Below are 20,664 nucleotides of genomic sequence, written 5' to 3'. Positions count from 1 at the left end.
CGCGTCCGGCCCCGGGGGCCGGACAGCGCGTTCAGGGGGCGGCCGGCTTCCGTACCGCCTCGTCCAGGGCGGCCGACAGCCGCTCCGCGAGGACGGCTCCGTGCGGGGGGTCGAGGAGGGTGTGGTGGTTGCCGGGCACGGGGATGGTGTGGACCCGTCCGCGGGTGTGCGCGGCCCAGGCGGCGGTGTCGACCAGCGGGGTGTCCAGTTTCGCGTGCCGCTCGGCGACCGTGAACAGCCGGACGTCGGTCCGCAGGACGGAGCCGGGACGGTAGGCCGCGGCCGCCTCGCCGTTGGCCCCGGCGACCCTCAGCATCCGCCGCAGGGCGTCGGTACGGGTCCGGCGGGGCAGACTGCCCCGCTCGTGGCCTCGGTGCACCAGGGCCTCGATCAGGGCGTCCTCGTCCAGCCCGCGGATCTCCCCGGCGTCGAGACCGGCCGCGACACCGTACCGGACGATGTCCGGATCGCCGTCCGCGCCGCCCCGGGCCTCCGGGTCGTCGGGGCGGCCGTCCAGTCCGGGGGCGGCGGTGTCGACGGCGCCGAAGAAGGCGACCGTCTCGCCCGCCGCCTCCAGCCGGGCGGCGATCTCGTACGCGACCGTCCCGCCGAAGGACCAGCCGGCGAGCAGGTACGGGCCGTGCGGAGCGAGCGCGCGGATCTCCGTCAGGTACCGGTCGGCCATGTCCTCCACACGCCGCAGGGGCGTGTCGGGCGTGTTGTAGCCGAGCGCCTCCACCCCGTACACCCGGCGGGTGCCGCCGAGGGCCCCGGCGAGCGGGAGGTAGCAGCAGGCGTCGCCGCCACGCGGGTGGACCAGGAACAGCGGGGGCTGCTCCGGGTCACCGTCGGCGAGCGGGACCACGAGCCGGTCGGCGGCGTCGCCGGCGTCGGGCAGGGCCTCGCAGAGCAGTTCCACGGTCGGCTTGCGGAAGACCATGTGGAGCGGCAGCTCGATGCCCATCTCCTCACGGACCGCGGCGATCAGCTCGAACGCCTTGAGGGAGTGGCCGCCGAGGGCGAAGAAGTCGTCCCGCACACCGAGCGGCCGCACGTCGAGGACCTGTTCCCAGATGCGGGCCATCCGCAGTTCCAGTGCGTCGCGAGGCAGCAGCAGGTCGTGCCGCGCCGCGGCCGGGTCCACCGTCGGCAGGGCCTTGCGGTCGAGCTTGCCGTTGGGAGTGAGCGGCAGCGCGCCGAACTCCACGATCACGGACGGGACCATGAACGCCGGCAGCGACTCCCGCAGGGCCTCGCCCAGTCGGACGACGTCACCGGCGGGCCCGTCCCACACCACGTAGCCGACCAGGATCGCGTCCACTCCGGTGCCGCGGACGGCGACCGCCGCCTCGGCGACCTCCGGCAGGCGGGCCAACGCGGTCTCGATCTCGCCGAGTTCGATGCGGTGGCCGCGCACCTTGACCTGTCCGTCGCCCCGGCCGCGGTACTCCAGGGTGCCGTCGGGCAGGCGCCGGACGATGTCCCCGGTGCGGTACATGCGGCTGCCGGGTGCCGCGTAGGGGTCCGGCAGGAAGCGCTCGGCGGTGAGCGAGGGCCGTCCCGCGTAGCCCCGTACGACACCGTCGCCGGCGATGTACAGCTCGCCGTAGACGCCGGCCGGGACCGGCCGCAGGTGCTCGTCGAGGACGTGCACGCGGGTGTTGGCGAGGGGCCGGCCGATCGGCACGGGGCGGCCCGGGGCCTCGTCGGTCAGCCGGTGCGCGGTGGACCAGATGGTCGTCTCTGTGGGGCCGTAGACGTTCCACACGCTGCCGACGGCGGCGCGCAGGCGTTCGGCGAGGACGGGGGGCAGTGCCTCGCCGCCGCACAGGGCGCGGACGTGCGGGGCCCGCCAGCCGGCCTGCATGAGGAGGTGCCACGTGGCCGGGGTCGCCTGGACGAGGGAGACCGCGGACCGGTCCAGTGCCCTGGCGAGCCTGCTGCCGTCGCGGGCGGTGTCGCGGTCGATCACCTGGACGGTGGCCCCGGCCACGAACGGCACCAGCAGTTCCATGACGGCGATGTCGAACGAGGCGGTGGTCACCGCGGCGACGACGTCCCCCTCGGTGATCTCCAGCCGGCCGATCATGTCGAGGGCGAAGTTCACGACGCCGCGGTGCGGGACCATCACGCCCTTGGGGCGACCGGTGGAGCCGGAGGTGTAGATGATGTACGCGAGGCCGTCGGCGGAGGTGTCGGGGCCGGTGGGTCCGGCCGGCCGCCCGGACCCCGTCGTCGCGTCCTCCACCCGCAGGGTCTCCACCCCGTCCGGCAGCTGGGCCCCGTCCATGGTTCCGGCGCTGGTGAGGAGCACACGCGCACCGCTGTCGGCGACCATCAACTCGACCCGGTCCCGGGGGTAGGAGCTGTCGACCGGGACGTACGCCGCGCCGGTCTTCAGGACGCCCAGCAGGGATACGGGCAGGTCCACCGACCGTTCCACGGCCACGGCGACCGCCGAGCCGGGCCCGGCGCCCCGCGCGCGCAGCACGGCCGCCAGGCGTTCGGCCCGCTCGTCGAGTTCGGCGTAGGTCAGGCTCCGCCGCTCGTCGCGGACCGCGGTGGCACCGGGGGTGCGGGCCGCCTGCCGGGCGATCAGGGCGTGGAGGGTGTCGTCGGGCAGCGGTACGGCCGTGTCGTTGAGGGTGTGGACGAGGTGGTCGTGCTCGGCGGTGTCCAGCAGGTCCAGTTCGCCGAACGGGCGGCCGGGCGCGGCCACGGCCGCTTCGAGGAGCCGCTCGAAGGACCGCATCATCCGTACGACGGTCGGTTTCTCGAAGAGGTCCGCGGCGAACACGACGTGGCCGTGGAGTCCTTCGGTGCCCTCCGTGAGGTACAGGGACAGGTCGAACTTGGCGCCGCCGTTGCTGAGCGTCACGGCTTCGGTGGTGAGGTCGGGGAAGCGGGGCGGGGGCGCGGTGTCGTCGTTGAGGACCAGCATGACCTGGAACAGCGGGTGGCGGCTGAGGTCACGCTCCGGCTGCACCTCCTCCACCAGCCGTTCGAAGGGGACGTCCTGGTGGGCGTAGGCGCCGAGAGCGGTCTCCCGGGCGCGGGAGACGAGGTCGTCGAAGGAGGGGTTCCCGGACAGGTCGGTGCGCAGGACGAGGGTGTTGACGAAGAAGCCGATCAGGGGTTCCAGTTCGGCCCGGTCCCGGCCGGCGATGGGCGCGCCGACGGCGATGTCCGTGCCGCCGGACCAGCGGGCGAGCAGGGCCTGGAAGCCGGCCAGCAGCACCATGAACAGGGTGGCGTTCCGCCGCTGCCCGACGGCGCGCAGGCCGTCCAGGAGTGGTGCGGGGAGCGTGAAGTCGACCTGGTCGCCGCGTCCGGAGGGGGTGGCCGGGCGCGGGTGGTCGGTGGGCAGCTCCAGCGGGGGCGTACCGGTGAGGCGTTCACGCCAGTAGGCGAGTTGGCCGTCCAGGAGGGCGCCGGTGAGGCGTTCGCGCTGCCAGGCGGCGAAGTCCCGGTAGCCGACGGCCGGCGGGACGGGCGCGGGGCCAAGAGAGAGCGCGGCCCGGTAAGCGGCGTGGAACTCCGACCAGAAGACTCCGGCCGACCAGCCGTCGAAGGCGAGGTGGTGGACGACCACGACGAGCAGGTGCTCCTCGGGGCCCAGCCGGATCAGGCGGGCGCGCAGCAGGGGCGCCCGGGTGAGGTCGAACGGCCGGGCGGCGTCGGCCTCCGCGAGCTCCATGGCGCGGGCCTCGGCCCGGTCGCGGCCGAGGGCGGTCAGGTCGTCCCGTTCGGGGACGAAAGTGCCGACGGGTTCGGTGACCTGGCAGGGGCCGTCGGGGCCGAGGACGATACGGGAGCGCAGGACCTCGTGCCGCCGCACCACGTCGCGCAGGGCGGTTTCGGCGGCGTCCTGGTCGAGCGGGCCGGTGAAGCGTACGGCGGCCGGCATGTTGTAGTCGGGCCGTCCCGGCTGTAGTTGGTCGAGCAGCCACAGTCGCTGCTGCCCGAAGGACAGCGGCGCGGGGCCCTCGGGGAGAGGTGCGATCCCGGTGGCGGCCCGGTCGGCGCCTTGGAGGGCGCGGGCGAAGTCCGCCAGCACCGGGTGCTGGAACAGCAGGTGCAGCGGTATCTCGCGGCCGAGCACGTCCCGCAGCCGGGAGACCATGCGGGCCGCCTTCAGGGAGTGGCCGCCGAGTTCGAAGAACTGGTCGTGCGCGCCGACGCGGCCGCGGTCGAGCACCTCCGCCCACACGTCGGCCACGGTGCGCTCCAGTCCGGTGCGCGGCGCGGTGTGGGGGCGGTCCGGGCGCGTGCGGTCGGGGGCGGGCAGGGCCGCCCGGTTCACCTTGCCGTTGGGCAGCAGCGGCAGGGCGTCCAGTTCGACGAGGACGGACGGCACCATCACATCGGGCAGGGCGGTGCGCAGGAAGTCGCGCAGGGCGGTGGGCTCGCCGGGGGTGTGCCGGACGACGTAGCCGACGAGTTGCCGGTCGGCGCCCTCGCCGTGGGCGGCCGCGACGGCCCTCTCCACGTCGGGGTGGCGGACCATGGCCGCCTCGACCTCGCCCAGTTCGATGCGGTGGCCGCGGATCTTGATCTGGTTGTCCCGGCGGCCGTGGAACTCCAGGACGCCGTCGGCACGGCGGCGCACCAGGTCGCCGGTGCGGTACATCCGGCTGCCGGCTGGTCCGTAGGGGTCGGGGAGGTAGGCGGCGGCGGTGCGGGCCGGGTCGCCGAGGTAGCCGCGGGCGACGCCGGGTCCGGCGATGAACAGTTCTCCGACGGCTCCGGTCGGCACCGGTTCGAGGTGGTCCCCGAGGACGAGGCAGCGGACGCCGGGGATGGGGCGGCCGATGGGGATGCGACCGCTGTCGACGTCCTCGTCGGTGACGGGGTGGTAGGTGGAGGTGTTGGTGCACTCCGTGGGCCCGTACTGGTTGATCAGCCGGATGCCTTCGCCGAGGCGGCGCACGTCGCGTGCGCAGTCGGGGGTGAGGGCCTCGCCGGTGGTCATCACCAGCCGCGGCGGGGCGTTCAGCGGGCCGGAGGCGGTGGCGGCGAGTTCGCCGAGCATGGAGGGCACGATGGACAGGACGGCGGTGACGTGCTCCTCCTCCATCAGGGCGAGGAGTGCCCGGGGGTCGCGGGCCTCGTCGTCGGAGGCGACGACCGCGCGGGCGCCGGTGCTCAGGGGGGCGAACAGGTCGCGGACGGAGGGGTCGAAGGTGAGGGCGGTGCGGGCGAGGACCACGTCCCGCTCGTCCAGCGCGAAGGTGCCGGTGAGATAGGCGAGGTAGCCGGTGATGCCGCCGTGCCGGACGGCCACGCCCTTGGGGCGGCCGGTGGAACCGGAGGTGTAGAGGACGTACGCGAGGTCGTCGGGGCCTGTCGGTACGCCCGGGTCAGTGTCCGGGAGGGCGGCGGTGCGGGCGCGTTCCCGGTCCAGGTCGAGCACGGGCGTCCCGTCCGGTACGGCGGCCGTGTCGCCCTGTACGAGGACGAGGGCGGCCCCGCTGTCGTCGAGGACGGTGCGGATCCGCTCGGCGGGGTGGCCGGGGTCGACCGGTACGTAGGCGGCGCCCGCCTTGAGCACGGCGAGGACCGCGACGACCGTCTCCGCGGAGCGCGGCATCAGCACCGCGACGGTGTCGCCGCGGCCGGCGCCGCGTTCCCGCACGGCGTGGGCGACCTGGTTGGCGCGCCGGTCCAGCTCGGCGTAGGTGAGGTGTTCGCGACCGTACGTCACCGCTATGGCGTCGGGGGTGCGGCGGGCCTGTCGCTCGACCAGCCCGTGCAGGGTGGCCGCGGCCGCCTGCGGGGCCGGTGGCAGGGCGTGGAGGGCCGACGACTCCTCCGGGGTGAGCAGGTCCAGGCGGGACAGCCGGCGGGCGGGGTCGGCCAGGGCGTCGCGCAGGAGCCGTACGTAGTGTTCGGCGAAGCGCTCCACGGTGGCGCGGTCGAAGAGGTCGGTGGCGTACTGCAGGGTGCCGAGCAGTCCGTCGGGGAGTTCGGTGACGGCGAGGCTCAGGTCGAACTTGGCGGTGCCGTTGTCCACGTCCACGGTCCGCACCGACACACCGTCCAGGGGGAGGGTGTCGAGCTGTTCGGGGTGGAGCTGGAACAGCACGTCGAACAGGGGGTTGCGGCTGAGGTCGCGGTCCGGGCTCAGTTCCTCCACGAGCCGGTCGAAGGGGAGGTCCTGGTGGTCGTAGGCGGCCAGGGCGGTGTCCCGTACGCGGGTCAGCAGCTCCTGGAAGGACGGGTCGCCGGAGAGGTCGGTGCGCAGGACGAGGGTGTTGACGAAGAAGCCGATCAGAGGTTCCAGCTCGATCCGGCCGCGGCCGGCGATGGGGGTGCCGACCGCCACGTCGGTCTGGCCGGTCCAGCGGGCGAGCAGGGTCTTGAAGCCCGCGAGCAGCACCATGAAGAGGGTGCCGCCGTGCTCCTTGCCAAGCGCCGTCAGGCCGTCGCGCAGGTCGGGAGGCAGCTGGAAGGTGAGGGTGTCGCCGTGGCCGGTGCGGACGCGCGGGCGGGGCCGGTCGGTGGGCAGTTCCAGCGGGGCCGTGCCGGTGAGTTCGGCCCGCCAGTGGTCCAGCTCGGCGGCGAAGCCGTCGGCGTCCATGCGCTGTTGCTGCCAGTGGGCGAAGTCGGCGTACTGGACGGGGAGTTCGGGGAGGTCCGGGGAGACACCGCGGACGAGTGCGGCGTAGCCGGCGGACAGTTCCCGCCACAGGACGGGCAGCGACCAGCCGTCGGCGACGGTGTGGTGCAGGACGAGGACCAGCAGGTGGCCGTCCTCGGCGAGGCGCACGATGCGGGCGCGCAGCAGGGGTGCGGCGGTCAGGTCGAAGGGGGTGGCGGCGTCGGTGCGGGCGAGGCCGACCGCCTCGTCCTCGGCCCGGTCCGCGGGCAGGGCGGTGAGGTCGGTGTACGCGGTGGTGAAGACATGGGGCGGCTCGACGACCTGGACGAGGCGTCCGCCGTCGGCGGTGATCCGGGAGCGCAGCACCTCGTGGCGGCGGACGATCAGGTCGAGGGCGCCGGTCAGGGCGGCGGTGTCGAGGTGACCGTCGAGGCGGACCACGACGGGGATGTTGTAGTCGGGCCGTCCGGGCTGGAGTTGGTCGAGGAACCACAGCCGCCGCTGGGCGTACGACAGCGGCGCGGCCGGGCCGTCGGGGCGGCGGGTGAGCGCGCTGTCCCGGCCGGCGGGAGCGACGGGGGCAGCGGGGGCGAGGAGGGCGTCGACCGCGGCGGCGAACCGGTACAGGACGGGGTGCTCGAACAGGGTCCGCAGCGGGATCCCGGTGCCCAGGCGTGCGCTCAGCCGGGACACCGCTCGGGTGGCACGCAGCGAGTGTCCGCCGAGGGTGAAGAAGTCGTCGTGGCGTCCGGCGCGTTCGAGGCCCAGGACCTCGGCCCACACGGCGGCGACGAGTTCCTCCGTCTCGGTGGCGGGCGGCGCGTACACGGCAGTCGGGGCCGCGGGAGCCGGCAGCGCCTTGCGGTCGAGCTTGCCGTTGGGGGTGACCGGCAGGTCGTCGACGACCACCACAGCCGGAACCATGTACTCAGGCAGGGTCGCCGCCAGGGCCTCACGCACGGCATCCGGAGAACACACCGCACCCGGCTCCGCGACAACGTACCCGACCAGACGACGCTCCCCGGGAACGTCCTCCCGCACGATCACCGCACTACGGGCCACACCCGCCACCCTGGCCAGCACGGCATCGATCTCACCGAGCTCGATCCGGAACCCATGGATCTTCACCTGATCATCGGTACGACCGAGATACTCCACCACCCCGTCCGCACGCCACCGGACCAGATCCCCCGTACGGTACATCCGGGAACCAGGCGAACCGAAAGGATCCGGCAGGAAACGCTCCGCCGTCAGACCAGGCCGGTTCAGATAACCACGAGCCAGACCCACCCCCGCGAGATACAACTCCCCCGGCACACCCACCGGAACAGGCCGCTGCTCCCCGTCAAGAACATAAAGACGGGTATTCCATATAGGCCGGCCGATCGGCACCGCACCAGCCCCCGGACGGCACTCCCAGTACGTCACATCAACCGCGGCCTCAGTCGGCCCGTACAAGTTGTACAGAGGAACACCGACCAACTCGAGGAACCGGTTCTGCGTCTGCTCCGACAACGCCTCACCACTACACACCACCCGACGCAGCGAACGACAGCCGACCACGGACGGCTCCTCCAGAAAAGCCGCAAGCATCGAAGGCACGAAATGAACCGTCGTGATGCGCTCTTCCCGAATGACCCGGGCCAGATAAGCCGGATCCTTATGCCCCTCAGGCCGCGCCACAACCAGCGTCGCACCCTCCAACAACGGCCAGAAGAACTCCCACACCGAAACATCGAACCCGAACGGCGTCTTCTGCAACACCCGGTCCGTCCCATCGAGCCGGTAAACACCCTGCATCCACGCCAACCGGTTCACGATCGCATCATGCGACACCACCACACCCTTGGGACGACCAGTAGACCCAGACGTATAGATCACATAAGCAGGATGAGAACCAACCGGACGAGACGGGACACCCACCCGCACGACACCCAGATCTGCCTGACCGCCCGCCCCATCAGACATGTCCGGCACATCCAGCAGCAGACGCGGTACCGCCGGGGCGTCGGGCAGTACGGCGGCAGTGACCCCATCCGTGATCACCAGAGCCGGAGCCGCATCGGACAGCATGTGAGCGACACGGTCGGCCGGCAGCCCGGGATCCACCGGCAGATAAGCGGCACCCGACTTCAGCACCGCCAGCAACGCGACCACCATCTCCGCCGAGCGGTGCAGGGCCACGGCCACGATCCCCTCGGGACCCGCACCCCGAGCCCGCAAACACACGGCCAGACGATCAGCACGGGCATCCAGCTCACCGTAAGTGAGCGCCTCACCCTCGAAAACGACCGCCACCCGATCCGCGGAACAGGCCACCTGCCGCTCGAACAAGTCGACCAACGTACCCCCGGGCACCGGATGCCCGGTGTCATTCCACTCACACAGGACACGATGACGCTCCTCGTCGGACAGCAGGTCCAGCTCGCCCAGTGGCCGGCCGGGGGCCGCGGCGGCGCTCTCCAGCAGGCGGAGGTAGTGGGCGACGAGGCGTTCGGCGGTGTCCTGGTCGAACAGGTCGGTGTCGAAGACGAGGGAGCCCGCGCAGGTGTCGGGGCGCTCGGTCACGAAGAGGTTCAGGTCGAACTGGGCACCGCCGAAGTCCGCGGGCACGCGTTCGGCGGTGACGCCGGGGAGGTCCAAGCCGCCGGTCTCGTCGTCGGCGGCGGCGATCATGACCTGCACCAGCGGGTTGCGGTCGAGGCTCCGCTCCGGCCGCAGCCGCTCGACGAGGTGGCCGAACGGCACCTCCTGGTGCTGGTGGGCGTCGAGCGTGACCTGCCGTACCTGCTTCAGCAGGTCCTGGAAGGTGAGGGTCGCGGGGATCTCGGTGCGCAGGACCACGGCGTTGACGAAGAAGCCGATCAGCGGCTCCAGTTCCATCCGATCGCGGCCGGCCACGGGGGTGCCCACCGCGATGTCGGACCGGCCGCTCCAGCGGGCCAGCAGGGCCTGGAAGCCTGCCGTGAGCACCATGAAGACGGTGGCGTCCGCCTCGCGCGCCAGCTGCCGTAGCCGGTCGGACAGTTCGGGGGTGAGCGTGAAGTCGACGCTGCGACCCCGGCCGCTGCGGGCGGCCGGGCGCGGGCGGTCGGCGGGCAGTTCCAGCGGGGTGAGGCCGCCGAGCCGCTCCTCCCAGTACCGCAGGGAACCGTCGAGTTCGCCCCGGTCGAAGCGCTGCCGCTGCCAGTGGGCCCAGTCCCGGTAGGCGACCGGCAGGGCGGGCAGCGGTGCGGCACCGGGGGCCGGGGCGCGGTAGGCGGCGGCCAGTTCCTTCCACAGCAGGGTCATCGACCAGCCGTCGGTGGCTATGTGATGGACCGTCAGCAGGAAGAGGTGGTCGTCGTCGGCGAGGCGGACGAGCAGGGCCCGCAGCAGCGGCCCGGACGCCAGGTCGAAGGGCCTGCGGGCCTCCTCCACGGCCGTCTCCAGGCCCAGCCGTTCGCGGTCGGCGGGGTCGGTGCCGCGCAGGTCGCGCACAGGCAGCGGTACGTCGTCGGGCGGCAGGACGACCGGGCGGGCGGCGCCGTCGTGGTCCTCGAAGACGGTACGCAGCGGCTCGTGACGGCGGACGACGGTGGTCAGGGCGTGCCGCAGCCGGTCGGCGTCCAGCGGGCCGCGCAGCCGCAGCAGTTCGGGCACGACGTAGCCGGCCGTGTCACCGAGGATGCGGTCGGTCAGCCAGAGCTGTTCCTGGCCGAAGGACGCGACGGGTTCGGCCGGGCCCGTGGGAATGACGGAGTCCGGGCGGGCGGTCTGCCCGTCGCGGGCCTCCCGGACGCGGCGTCGCAGCAGTTCGCGGGCGGCCGCGAGCCGTGCGTCGGTCGGTGCGTCGGTCAGTCGGCTGTCCTGCATGGTCACGCGAGGCCTCCCTGGTGGGTGTGCGGCTGCTCACCGCTGGCGTGGATGAGTTCCTCCAGCAGCGCGGCTTCCACGGCGTCGGCCAGTCCGGCGACGGTGGGGTGGTCGAAAAGGGTGTGCAGGGGAAGGTCGAGCCCCAGGGAATGCCGGAGCCTGGCCATGACCCGGGTGGCGCTGAGGGAGTGGCCGCCGAGGGTGAAGAAGTCGTCGTGGCGTCCGGCGCGTTCGAGGCCCAGGACCTCGGCCCACACGGCGGCGACGAGTTCCTCCGTCTCGGTGGCGGGCGGCGCGTACACGGCAGTCGGGGCCGCGGGAGCCGGCAGCGCCTTGCGGTCGAGCTTGCCGTTGGGGGTGACCGGCAGGTCGTCGACGACCACCACAGCCGGAACCATGTACTCAGGCAGGGTCGCCGCCAGGGCCTCACGCACGGCATCCGGAGAACACACCGCACCCGGCTCCGCGACAACGTACCCGACCAGACGACGCTCCCCGGGAACGTCCTCCCGCACGATCACCGCACTACGGGCCACACCCGCCACCCTGGCCAGCACGGCATCGATCTCACCGAGCTCGATCCGGAACCCATGGATCTTCACCTGATCATCGGTACGACCGAGATACTCCACCACCCCGTCCGCACGCCACCGGACCAGATCCCCCGTACGGTACATCCGGGAACCAGGCGAACCGAAAGGATCCGGCAGGAAACGCTCCGCCGTCAGACCAGGCCGGTTCAGATAACCACGAGCCAGACCCACCCCCGCGAGATACAACTCCCCCGGCACACCCACCGGAACAGGCCGCTGCTCCCCGTCAAGAACATAAAGACGGGTATTCCATATAGGCCGGCCGATCGGCACCGCACCAGCCCCCGGACGGCACTCCCAGTACGTCACATCAACCGCGGCCTCAGTCGGCCCGTACAAGTTGTACAGAGGAACACCGACCAACTCGAGGAACCGGTTCTGCGTCTGCTCCGACAACGCCTCACCACTACACACCACCCGACGCAGCGAACGACAGCCGACCACGGACGGCTCCTCCAGAAAAGCCGCAAGCATCGAAGGCACGAAATGAACCGTCGTGATGCGCTCTTCCCGAATGACCCGGGCCAGATAAGCCGGATCCTTATGCCCCTCAGGCCGCGCCACAACCAGCGTCGCACCCTCCAACAACGGCCAGAAGAACTCCCACACCGAAACATCGAACCCGAACGGCGTCTTCTGCAACACCCGGTCCGTCCCATCGAGCCGGTAAACACCCTGCATCCACGCCAACCGGTTCACGATCGCATCATGCGACACCACCACACCCTTGGGACGACCAGTAGACCCAGACGTATAGATCACATAAGCAGGGTGAGAACCAACCGGACGAGACGGGACACCCACCCGCACGACACCCAGATCTGCCTGACCGCCCGCCCCATCAGACATGTCCGGCACATCCAGCAGCAGACGCGGTACCGCCGGGGCGTCGGGCAGTACGGCGGCAGTGGCCCCATCCGTGATCACCAGAGCCGGAGCCGCATCGGACAGCATGTGAGCGACACGGTCGGCCGGCAGCCCGGGATCCACCGGCAGATAAGCGGCACCCGACTTCAGCACCGCCAGCAACGCGACCACCATCTCCGCCGAGCGGTGCAGGGCCACGGCCACGATCCCCTCGGGACCCGCACCCCGAGCCCGCAAACACACGGCCAGACGATCAGCACGGGCATCCAGCTCACCATAGGTGAGCGCCTCACCCTCGAAAACGACCGCCACCCGATCCGCGGAACAGGCCACCTGCCGCTCGAACAAGTCGACCAACGTACCCCCGGGCACCGGATGCCCGGTGTCATTCCACTCACACAGGACACGATGACGCTCCTCGTCGGACAGCAACTCGACGGCACCTACCGGGAGTTCCGGCTGTTCGGCCACCGCGGTGAGGAGCCGTCGCAGCCCCTCCGCCAGGCTGCGGGCGGTCGCCGCGTCCATGAGGTCGGGCCGGTGGTCAAGGTTGACGCGGAGCCGTTCGCCGGGCAGGACGACAAGGTTGACGGTGTAGTGCGTGGCGTCGGTGCCCTCGGCGCCCGCGAGCCGTAGGCCGGCGGCCGTGGCGCTCAGGGCGTCCTCGTCGACGGGGTAGTTCTCGAAGGCCACAGCCGTGTCGAAGAGGGTGCCGAGCCCTGCCCGGCCCTGGATGTCCGCGAGGCCGAGGAACTGGTGGTCGAGGAGCGGGGTCTGCTCGTCCTGGAATCGGGCCAGGGCGTCGGCCAGCGGTTCGTCCTGCCGGACGCGGAAGCGTACTGGAAGGGTGTTGATCAGCAGGCCGACCATGGTCTCGATGCCGGGGAGGTCGGGGGTGCGCCCGGAGACCGTGCCGCCGAACACCACGTCGTCGCGGCCGGTGAACCGGCTCAGCAGGATCGCCCAGCCGCCCTGCACCACGCTGCTGAGCGTCACGCCCGCGGACCGGGCGCGAGCGGTCAGCCGTGCCGTGAGCGCGGCGTCCAGTTCCACGGGGACACGCTCGGGCAGCGAACCGACACGGTTCAGTCCGGTGTTCGCCAGAAGGGTCGGCTCCTCCAGTCCGTCGAGGGCCCGCTGCCAGGCGTCGGCCGCGGCCTCGTGGTCCTGGCGGGCGTGCCAGGCCAGATACGACCGGAACGGCTCGGCCGCTTCCGGGGTCCACGGGGTGTGCCCGGCACGGGAGGTGTAGGCGGCGAGGAGTTCCTTCAGCAGCACCGCGGCGGACCAGCCGTCCCAGAGGATGTGGTGGTTGGTCATCACCAGGCGGTGCTCGTCGTCCCCCAGCCGGACGAGGGTGAAGCGCACCAGAGGCGGCCTGGCCAGGTCGAAGCGGCGCAGCCGGTCCGCGGTGAGCAGCCGGTCGAGAGCCCCCGGCCGTTCGTCGCCGGGGAGGCTGGACAGGTCCGCCACCTCCAGGGGGGCGTCGGTCGCGGCGAGGACGAACTGGACGGGCTCGGGCAGGCCGTGGTCGGTGAAGCCGGCCCGCAGGGCGTCGTGGCGCTCGAGCAGGGTGCGCAGCGACTCGCGCAGGGCGGGCAGGTCCAGCGGGCCGCGCAGGTCCAGGATGAGCTGGCCGGTGTAGGCGTCGACGGTGTCCTCGTCGTAGGAGGAGTGGAAGAACAGCCCCTCCTGGAGCGGCGAGAGCGGCAGTACCTCGGCCAGTCGCGGGTGGGCGTCCGCGAGCCGGTCCAGCTCGGGCTGACCAAGACTCACGAGAGGGCAGTCGGCGGGGGTGAGGCGCGGGGTGCCGGGCCGGTCGGGCAGGTCCGAACTGCCGACGGGAGTGGCGTCGGTCAGGTCGGTGGACGCGGCGCCGCCGGAGGTCGCGTCGGTCAGGTCGGTGAGGGCCGCATGGGCTCCGTCGGGTGCCGCCTCGGTCCGGTCCGGCAAGGTCGCGAGGAGTCGCAGGGCCTCGGTCCAGTCCTCGGCGAACGCCGCGGCCTCGGTGTCCGTCAGCAGGGCCGGCGGATAGGTCCACTGCGCGGTCAGCCGGGTGGAACCCGATTCGTCGCGGGCCAGGACGTCGATCTGGAGGCAGTGTTCGGCGGGCATGTCCGGCGGGACGTCGGCCCGCAGGGCATCGCTCCCGGGCGCCGGGTTCCACGGCCCCTCGACGGCTTCGGGGAACCTGCCGAGGTAGTTGAAGAGGATGGGCGGCTGCGGCATTCCGGCCAGTTCGGTGCGGGCGACGGGGTGGAGGTGGCGCAGCAGTCCGTAGCCGGCGCCGTTCGGCAGGGCCGCGAGGTCGTCGCGTACCCGGCGGACGAGTGCCGCGAGGGCCGGGCCGCCGCCCCAGGCACCGGCCAGGTCGATGCCCCGCAGGTCGATCCGGGCCGGGTACTGGGTGGTGAACCAGCCGACGGTACGGGAGACGTCGGGGCCGCCGGCGGGGTCGGCGTCGCGGCCGTGCCCCTCCAGGTCGACCAGCAGCGAGGCCGGTGCGGGTGTGTCCCCGGAGCGCCGGTGACCGCGGTGCGCGGCGAGGGCCAGGGCAGCGAGCATCAGCGCGTCGGGGCCGGTGCGCAGGACGGTGGGGGCGGTGGTCAGCAGCGGTTCGCCGACTTCTCCGGGGACGGTGACGGTGAGCGTGCGGCTGGTGGCCGCGGTGTCGCGCGCGGGGACGGGCTGTCGGTCGGTCAGGGGGGCCGGGAGGGCTTCGGCGGGACTCAGGACCCGGCGCCAGTACGGGAGTTGGCCGGTGGTGGCGGGGTCGAGGGCGAGCGTGGACAGGTGGCGGGCCCAGTCGCGGAAGGAGGTCCCGACCGGCTGCAGCCGGACCGGCCGGCCCGCGCAGACCGCCGCCCAGGCGTCGGCCAGGTCGGCGAGCAGGACGCGCCAGGAGACGCCGTCGACGATGAGGTGGTGCAGGCAGAGCAGCAGGAGGCCCGGCCGGTCGTGGCCGGAGTCGAACCAGACGGCCTGCACGACCGTCCCGGCCGCCGGGTCCAGCCGCCCGGGGGCGGCCTCGGTCTCCCTGCTGACGGCCGCCCGCCGGGCGTCCTCGTCGAGGCGGGCGAGGTTGACGCGGGTGACACGGACCGGCGCGGGGCGGGGTTCGACGCGGCAGACGGTACGGCCGTCCTCGGCCGTCACCGTGCGCAGGCGCAGCATCTCGTGGTGGTCGACGAGCGCCCCGAGTACAGCGTTCAGGTTGTCCTCGGTGGCGTCGGCGGGGGTCTGCACGAGCACGGACTGGCTGAAGCGGTCCACGGAGACGGGGGTGTCCAGCAGCCAGCGCATGATCGGGGTGAGGGGGACGTCGGGCGCCATGCCGGGGGCGATCGAGTCGCCGTCGACAGCCCGGTCACCGTCCGGGGCAGCCGTTTCGGCGATGTGGTCGGCCAGCCCGGCAGGGGTGCGGTGGGCGAACACGTCACGCAGCGTCATGGACAGCCCTGCCGCACGCGCCCGGCTCACCAACGTCAAGGCGGCGATACTGTCACCGCCCAACTCGAAGAACGTCTCCTCGGCACCGACCCGGTCCCGCCCCAACACCTGCGCGAACAGACCGCACAGCACATCGACCGCACCGGAGCCCGGTGCCGATGCCTGGGCGTCGGTGGCCCGGCCGGCCGGCTCGGGCGTGGTGGCGGTGGCGGGTGCGAGTTCCGCGGCGAGGGTCTTGCGGTCGAGCTTTCCGCTGGTGGTCAGGGGCAGGCTCGCCCGGACGGTGTAGCTGTGCGGGACCATGTGGCGGGGCAGGGTCTCGGCGAGGTGGGTCCGGAGGGTTTCGGGGTCGGGCCGCGCGTCGTCGGCACCGACGACGTGGGCGACCAGTCGCCTGCCGCCGGTCGGCAGTTCCTGAACCAGGACGGCGGCCTGCGCGACGGAGGGGTGCCGGGTCAACTCCGCCTCGATCTCGCCCAGTTCGATGCGGTGACCGTTGATCTTCACCTGCTGGTCGATCCGGCCGAGGAACTCCAGTTCGCCCCGGTCGTTCCAGCGGACCAGGTCTCCGGTGCGGTACATCCGCGCGCCGGGGATGCCGGACCAGGGGTCGGGTACGAACCGCTCCGCGGTCAGGGCGGAGCGGCCGAGGTAGCCGCGGGCCAGCCCGTCGCCGGAGACGCACAGCTCGCCGGGGACGCCGGGCGGTACCAGACGCAGTTGGTCGTCCACCACGTAGAGCCGGTGGTTGACGGTGGGCCGGCCGATCGGTGGGGCTTGGCCCTCGGAGGGAGCGGTACAGCGGTGCATGGCCACGACGACGGTGGTCTCGGTCGGGCCGTAGGTGTTCCAGACCTCGCGTCCGGGTGCCGCCCAGCGGTCGACGACGTCGCCGGAGGGGGCCTCTCCGCCCGTGGAGACGAAGGTGAGCGCGGGCAGGGCCGTGGGGTCGAGCAGCGGCATGAGCGCGGTGGGCAGGTCGGCGATGGTGACCGCCTGACCGGCCATGAGGGCCTGGAGCCGGTCGATGTCCAGCCGCTCCTCGTCGGTGGCCAGCACCAGCGTCCCGCCGCTGAGCAGCGCCCCGAAGATCTCCAGGACGGAGACGTCGAAGGTGAGCGCCGCGAAGCCGAGGAAGCGGGCGCCCGGACCGACACGGCAGGCGGCGAGGTTCTGCAGGGTGAAGCCGACGGCGGCGCCGTGGCCCACGACGACGCCCTTGGGCTGTCCGGTGCTGCCGGAGGTATAGAGCATGTAGGCGGCGCGGGCGGGGTCGACGGAACTGTCGAGGGCGTCGTGGGTGGCCTCGTCCGGGACGGCGTCCCAGGACGGAGCCGCCGGGGGCTCGACGGGGACCAGGGTGCGGACGGTGGGCAACCGGTCGGCCAGTTCGGGCCGGCTCACCGCCGTGTCGATGCCGGCGTCCTCGACGATGTACTGCAGGCGGCGCAGCGGCAGCCCCGGGTCGAGGGGTACGTAGTAGCCGCCGGCCTTGAGGACGGCCAGGACGGCGCTGACCATGCCGGGCGAGCGGTCGACGCAGACGCCCACGGGCCGGTCCGGGCGGGTGAGGGGCCGCAGTCGCCGGGCGATCTCCTCGGACCGCTCGTCCAGTTCGCGGTAGGTGAGCTGTTCGCCGGCGCAGACCACGGCCACGGCGTCCGGGGTGCGCCGGGCCTGCTCCTCGAAGAGCTGGTGCAGGCCGCGGCCTGCGGGGAGGGGCGCGGTGCCGCCGTTGCCGTACTCCATGAGCAGGCGGAGGTCGGCCGGGGAGACGAGGTCGATCCCGCCGACTGTGGTGTCCTCGGCGGCTCGGGCGACGCGCGTGAAGAAGTCGGTGATACGGCGCTCGTGGGCGGCCAGTTCGTCGGCGTCGCAGCGGGCCGCGTCCACCTCGAACTGGAGCCCGATGGCGCCGTCGCCGCGCTCGTAGACGTTGACGGAGAGGTAGTCGACCGGTCCGACGTTGAGGTTGTGGGCGGTCGCGGGGACGCCGGCGAACGTCAGACCGTAGTCGAAGGACATGATGTTGACGGCGGCGTCCCAGAGTTTGCGCCCGCTCTCCGCAAGGGCGAGGTCCCGCTTCAGTTCGTCGACGGGGTAGCGCTGGTGCCGCAGCGCCTCGCGCACGGCTCCGGAGGTCTGCCGTACGAGGTCGTCGACGGTCGTGTCGGAGGTGACCGTGAGCCGCAGCGGCAGGATGTTGGAGAACATCCCGCGGGCGCCTCGGGCGGCCGGGGTGGCGCGGCCGGTCACCGGCATGCCGAGGACGAGGTCCTCCGCCCCGCTGATCCGGTGCAGATAGGCGGCGGCCGCGGCGAGCGCCACGATGGTCCACCGGGTGCGGGAGCGTCGGGCCAGGTCCCGCAGCGCGTGGGCGGTCTCCTCGCCGAGGTCGGTGCGGCTGCGCAGGATCCGGCCGGAGGGGGCCGCGCCGGTCCGGCCGCCGAAGGCGACGGCCTCCGGCAGGCCGGTCATCCGCTCCCGCCAGTAGTCCCGGTCCCGCGTGAACTCCTCCGAGGCGCGGTACTCCTGGTCCTCCGCCACGATCTCGCGCAGCCCCGCGCCGACGGCGGGGGCGATCGGGGTGCCCTCCACCAGTGCGGTGTACACCTCGGCGACCCGGCGGCTCATCATGGCGCCGGTGACGCCGTCGACGACGATGTGGTGGACCGCGTGCAGCCAGTAGTAGCGCTCGGGCCCGCCCCGCAGAAGCTGATGGCGGACGAGCCGGTCGGTGGGCTGCGCCAGCACCTCCCGCATGTGTTCCAGCGCGGCGGCCTCGGGGTCCGGACGGTCCGAGACGTCCACGACCTCCAGTTCCAGCGGAAGCGCCCGCTGGGGAATCTGCCAGACCCGGCCCTCGTCCTCCTCGAAGCGCACGTTCAGGCACTCGCTCTCGGCGATCATGATGCGCAGGGCCTTCTCGAAGGTCCCGGGATCGACCGCACCGTGGATTTCCAGGTATTCGGCGATGTGGTAGGCACAGCTCTCTGGGTCGAGTTGCTGGGCCACCCAGATCCCGAACTGCGGGGACGTCAGCGGAAGACGGTCACGCTCCTCAGCAGACATGCGCTTGTCTCATCTCACTTGGCGGCAGGACGGACGTGGTCGTGGTCACGTCCACTGTGCGAGGCGAGGGAGAGGCCCAAAAGTCACGGATAACAGGCTCTTGACCCGTTTAAAATGGCTGTGTTAGAGGCGCGGATCGCGGAAATCACGGTCCCGGAAACGCGCGACTTCCCCGCCGCGTCCGCAAGGACGACGCTGCCCCCTGGGAATCGAGGCCCTCAGGGAAGGAACGCGACGGGATGACACCGGAGATCGAGGCCGCTTTCGCGGCGATCGAGGACGAGTACGGCCGCGGGTCGATCGACAGGGTCACGCAGATGATCGACCCGGCCACGCAGAACCGGCATCCCCTGCAGAAGGACGCCAAGTGGGTCATGCCGGGGATCTCGCGGCTGCCCTGGCACGATCCGTACGGGCACCCGGAGATCGCTCCCGTCGTGCGGGCCTTCGAGGCCGGCCACGCCGCGATCAAGGAGGAGCTGGCAGTGGCGTGGGCGGAGCGCCGCAGCCGCTTCTCCGACTACGAGCACTACCTGGTGCGGCAGGACGACTGGCAGGCGCTCTACCTCTTCCGGGCGGGCGCGCCCGTACCGTCGTCCGAGCCGCTGGTGCCGACGGCGTACCGGATCCTGCGGGAGACGGCCCTCGACACCGACAAGCTCTGCCCGCTCCTGGAGAGCCACTTCTCCACGCTGCTGCCGGGCGCGTCCATCGCGCCCCACTGCGACTTGTGGAACTTCAGCATCAACCTCCACCTCGCCGTCGACATCCCCGAGGGCTGCGGCATCAGCGTGGCGGGCGAGGCACGCCAGTGGAAGGAGGGCGAGTGCCTGCTGTTCGACTACTCCTTCGAGCACGAGGCCTGGAACCACGGCACCCGCCCCCGCACCTGCCTCCTGGTGGACCTCTGGCACCCGGAAACCACCCTGGCGGAACGCAAGGCGCTCACGGTACTGGTCACCGAGATCCGCCGCCTCACCGGTGATGCCTGATCCCCCGCCCCACCCGCCCCCTCCGGCGAGCCGACCGCGCGCGGACCTGCACGCGGTCGGCTCGCCGTCGGCGTGTGCGGGACCCGGGGAGGGAGACAGGGCGGCGGCGTCCTCAACCGTCGAGGAACCGCGACAGCCGGCCGCCGACACAGCACTCTCCGCATCACTCGACCGGTCCGCGCCCCGGCTGACACCCCAGCCCGATCGCCATCACCCGCCGGCAGCGGTCAAGGGCACGGGTCACTGGTCCCCGACTGGTCCCCCAAACGGCCGAGGGCCGGTTTCGGATTGCTCCGAAACCGGCCCTCACCTGCGACTGTCTCCAGTCGGGACGACAGGATTTGAACCTGCGACCCCTTGACCCCCAGTCAAGTGCGCTACCAAGCTGCGCCACGTCCCGTCGCACTGCCGCGCGGTGGCCCGCGTGATCGTGCGGACAGCACTTTACCCCACGTCGGCTGGTGCGCCGAAGCGGGCCGGTCAGGGATGCTTACAAAACGGATCAAAGCGGGATCATCGGCCGGGCGGGAGCCGGAGCGGGGCGGGGGCGCGGCAGGGAACGCGGCGGGGCACAATCGGCGGTATGACGAACTCGGGGTCATCGGAAGCCAGGGACCGGGACACCGCCGGGCGGGCCCGGAACGCGCGGCCCCGGGACGGGCTGGGGCGCCCCCTGCCCTACGGTGCCGAGGGCGTTCCCCGGCAGCCGGAAGGGGTCCTGCGGGCACCGCAGGAGACCGTCGGCGAGGCGCAGGCACTGCTGGCCGCCGGACGGCCGTTCCACGCGCACGAGGTGTTCGAGGACGCCTGGAAGTCCGGGCCCCGGGAGGAACGCCCGCTCTGGCGGGGGCTGGCCCAGCTGGCCGTCGGGCTCACCCACGCGGCCCGGGGCAACGCCGTCGGCGGCTCCCGGCTGCTGCGGCGGGGTGCCGGCGCGGTCGAGGAATGGGCTGCCGGGCAGGGCGAGGACCGGCCCTACGGACTGGATCTGCCCGGGCTGACCCGGTGGGCGCGGGAGCTGGCCGGGCGGGTGGAGCGCGACTCGGCACCGGTCGACCCACGCGCCGAGGCCCCCTGGCTGGGCCCCGCCGAAGCCCCCCGGCCGGGCCCTGCCGAGGCTCCCCGGCCGGGCCCCGCGAAGGCACCCCGGTCGGGCTCCTGACCCGGGGGCTCCCCGGGCGCGGCCGAGGGGTCGTCGCTGCGCGTACGGAGGCGGTGGACGCATGGTCAGTGG

4 protein-coding genes and 1 tRNA gene are annotated in these 20,664 nt (G+C 72.5%); 2 read left to right on the top strand and 3 right to left on the bottom strand.

Annotated features, from left to right (window positions below):
* Nucleotides 1–31 precede the first annotated feature (31 nt).
* Nucleotides 32–10,456, bottom strand: a complete 10,425-nt coding sequence (locus HB370_RS33830; RefSeq protein WP_244406065.1) for a non-ribosomal peptide synthetase — start codon at nt 10,454–10,456, stop codon at nt 32–34.
* Nucleotides 10,457–10,458: 2 nt separating this feature from the next.
* Entirely contained in the window at nt 10,459–18,438 is a 7,980-nt protein-coding gene (locus HB370_RS33825) for a non-ribosomal peptide synthetase (protein WP_167513063.1), read from the bottom strand.
* Nucleotides 18,439–18,677: 239 nt separating this feature from the next.
* Here HB370_RS33825 and HB370_RS33820 point away from each other — a divergent pair, with 239 nt between their 5' ends.
* The gene (locus HB370_RS33820) at nt 18,678–19,430 is read left to right on the top strand and encodes an aspartyl/asparaginyl beta-hydroxylase domain-containing protein (protein ID WP_030794282.1); all 753 of its coding nucleotides are present in this window, start codon (nt 18,678–18,680) and stop codon (nt 19,428–19,430) included.
* A gap of 326 nt (nt 19,431–19,756) precedes the next feature.
* Here HB370_RS33820 and HB370_RS33815 read toward each other — a convergent pair.
* Nucleotides 19,757–19,830 (bottom strand) — tRNA-Pro (locus HB370_RS33815).
* Nucleotides 19,831–20,013: 183 nt separating this feature from the next.
* Here HB370_RS33815 and HB370_RS33810 point away from each other — a divergent pair.
* A complete protein-coding gene (locus HB370_RS33810; protein ID WP_037703360.1) occupies nt 20,014–20,592 on the top strand; it encodes a DUF309 domain-containing protein in 579 nt (192 codons plus the stop codon).
* Nucleotides 20,593–20,664: the final 72 nt, after the last annotated feature.

The sequence above is a fragment of the Streptomyces sp. DSM 40868 genome (assembly GCF_011820545.1).
Classification (GTDB): Bacteria; Actinomycetota; Actinomycetes; order Streptomycetales; family Streptomycetaceae; genus Streptomyces; species Streptomyces eurythermus.
Note: the sequence above shows the minus strand (reverse complement) of the source record. Positions and strands in the feature narration are given on the sequence as shown.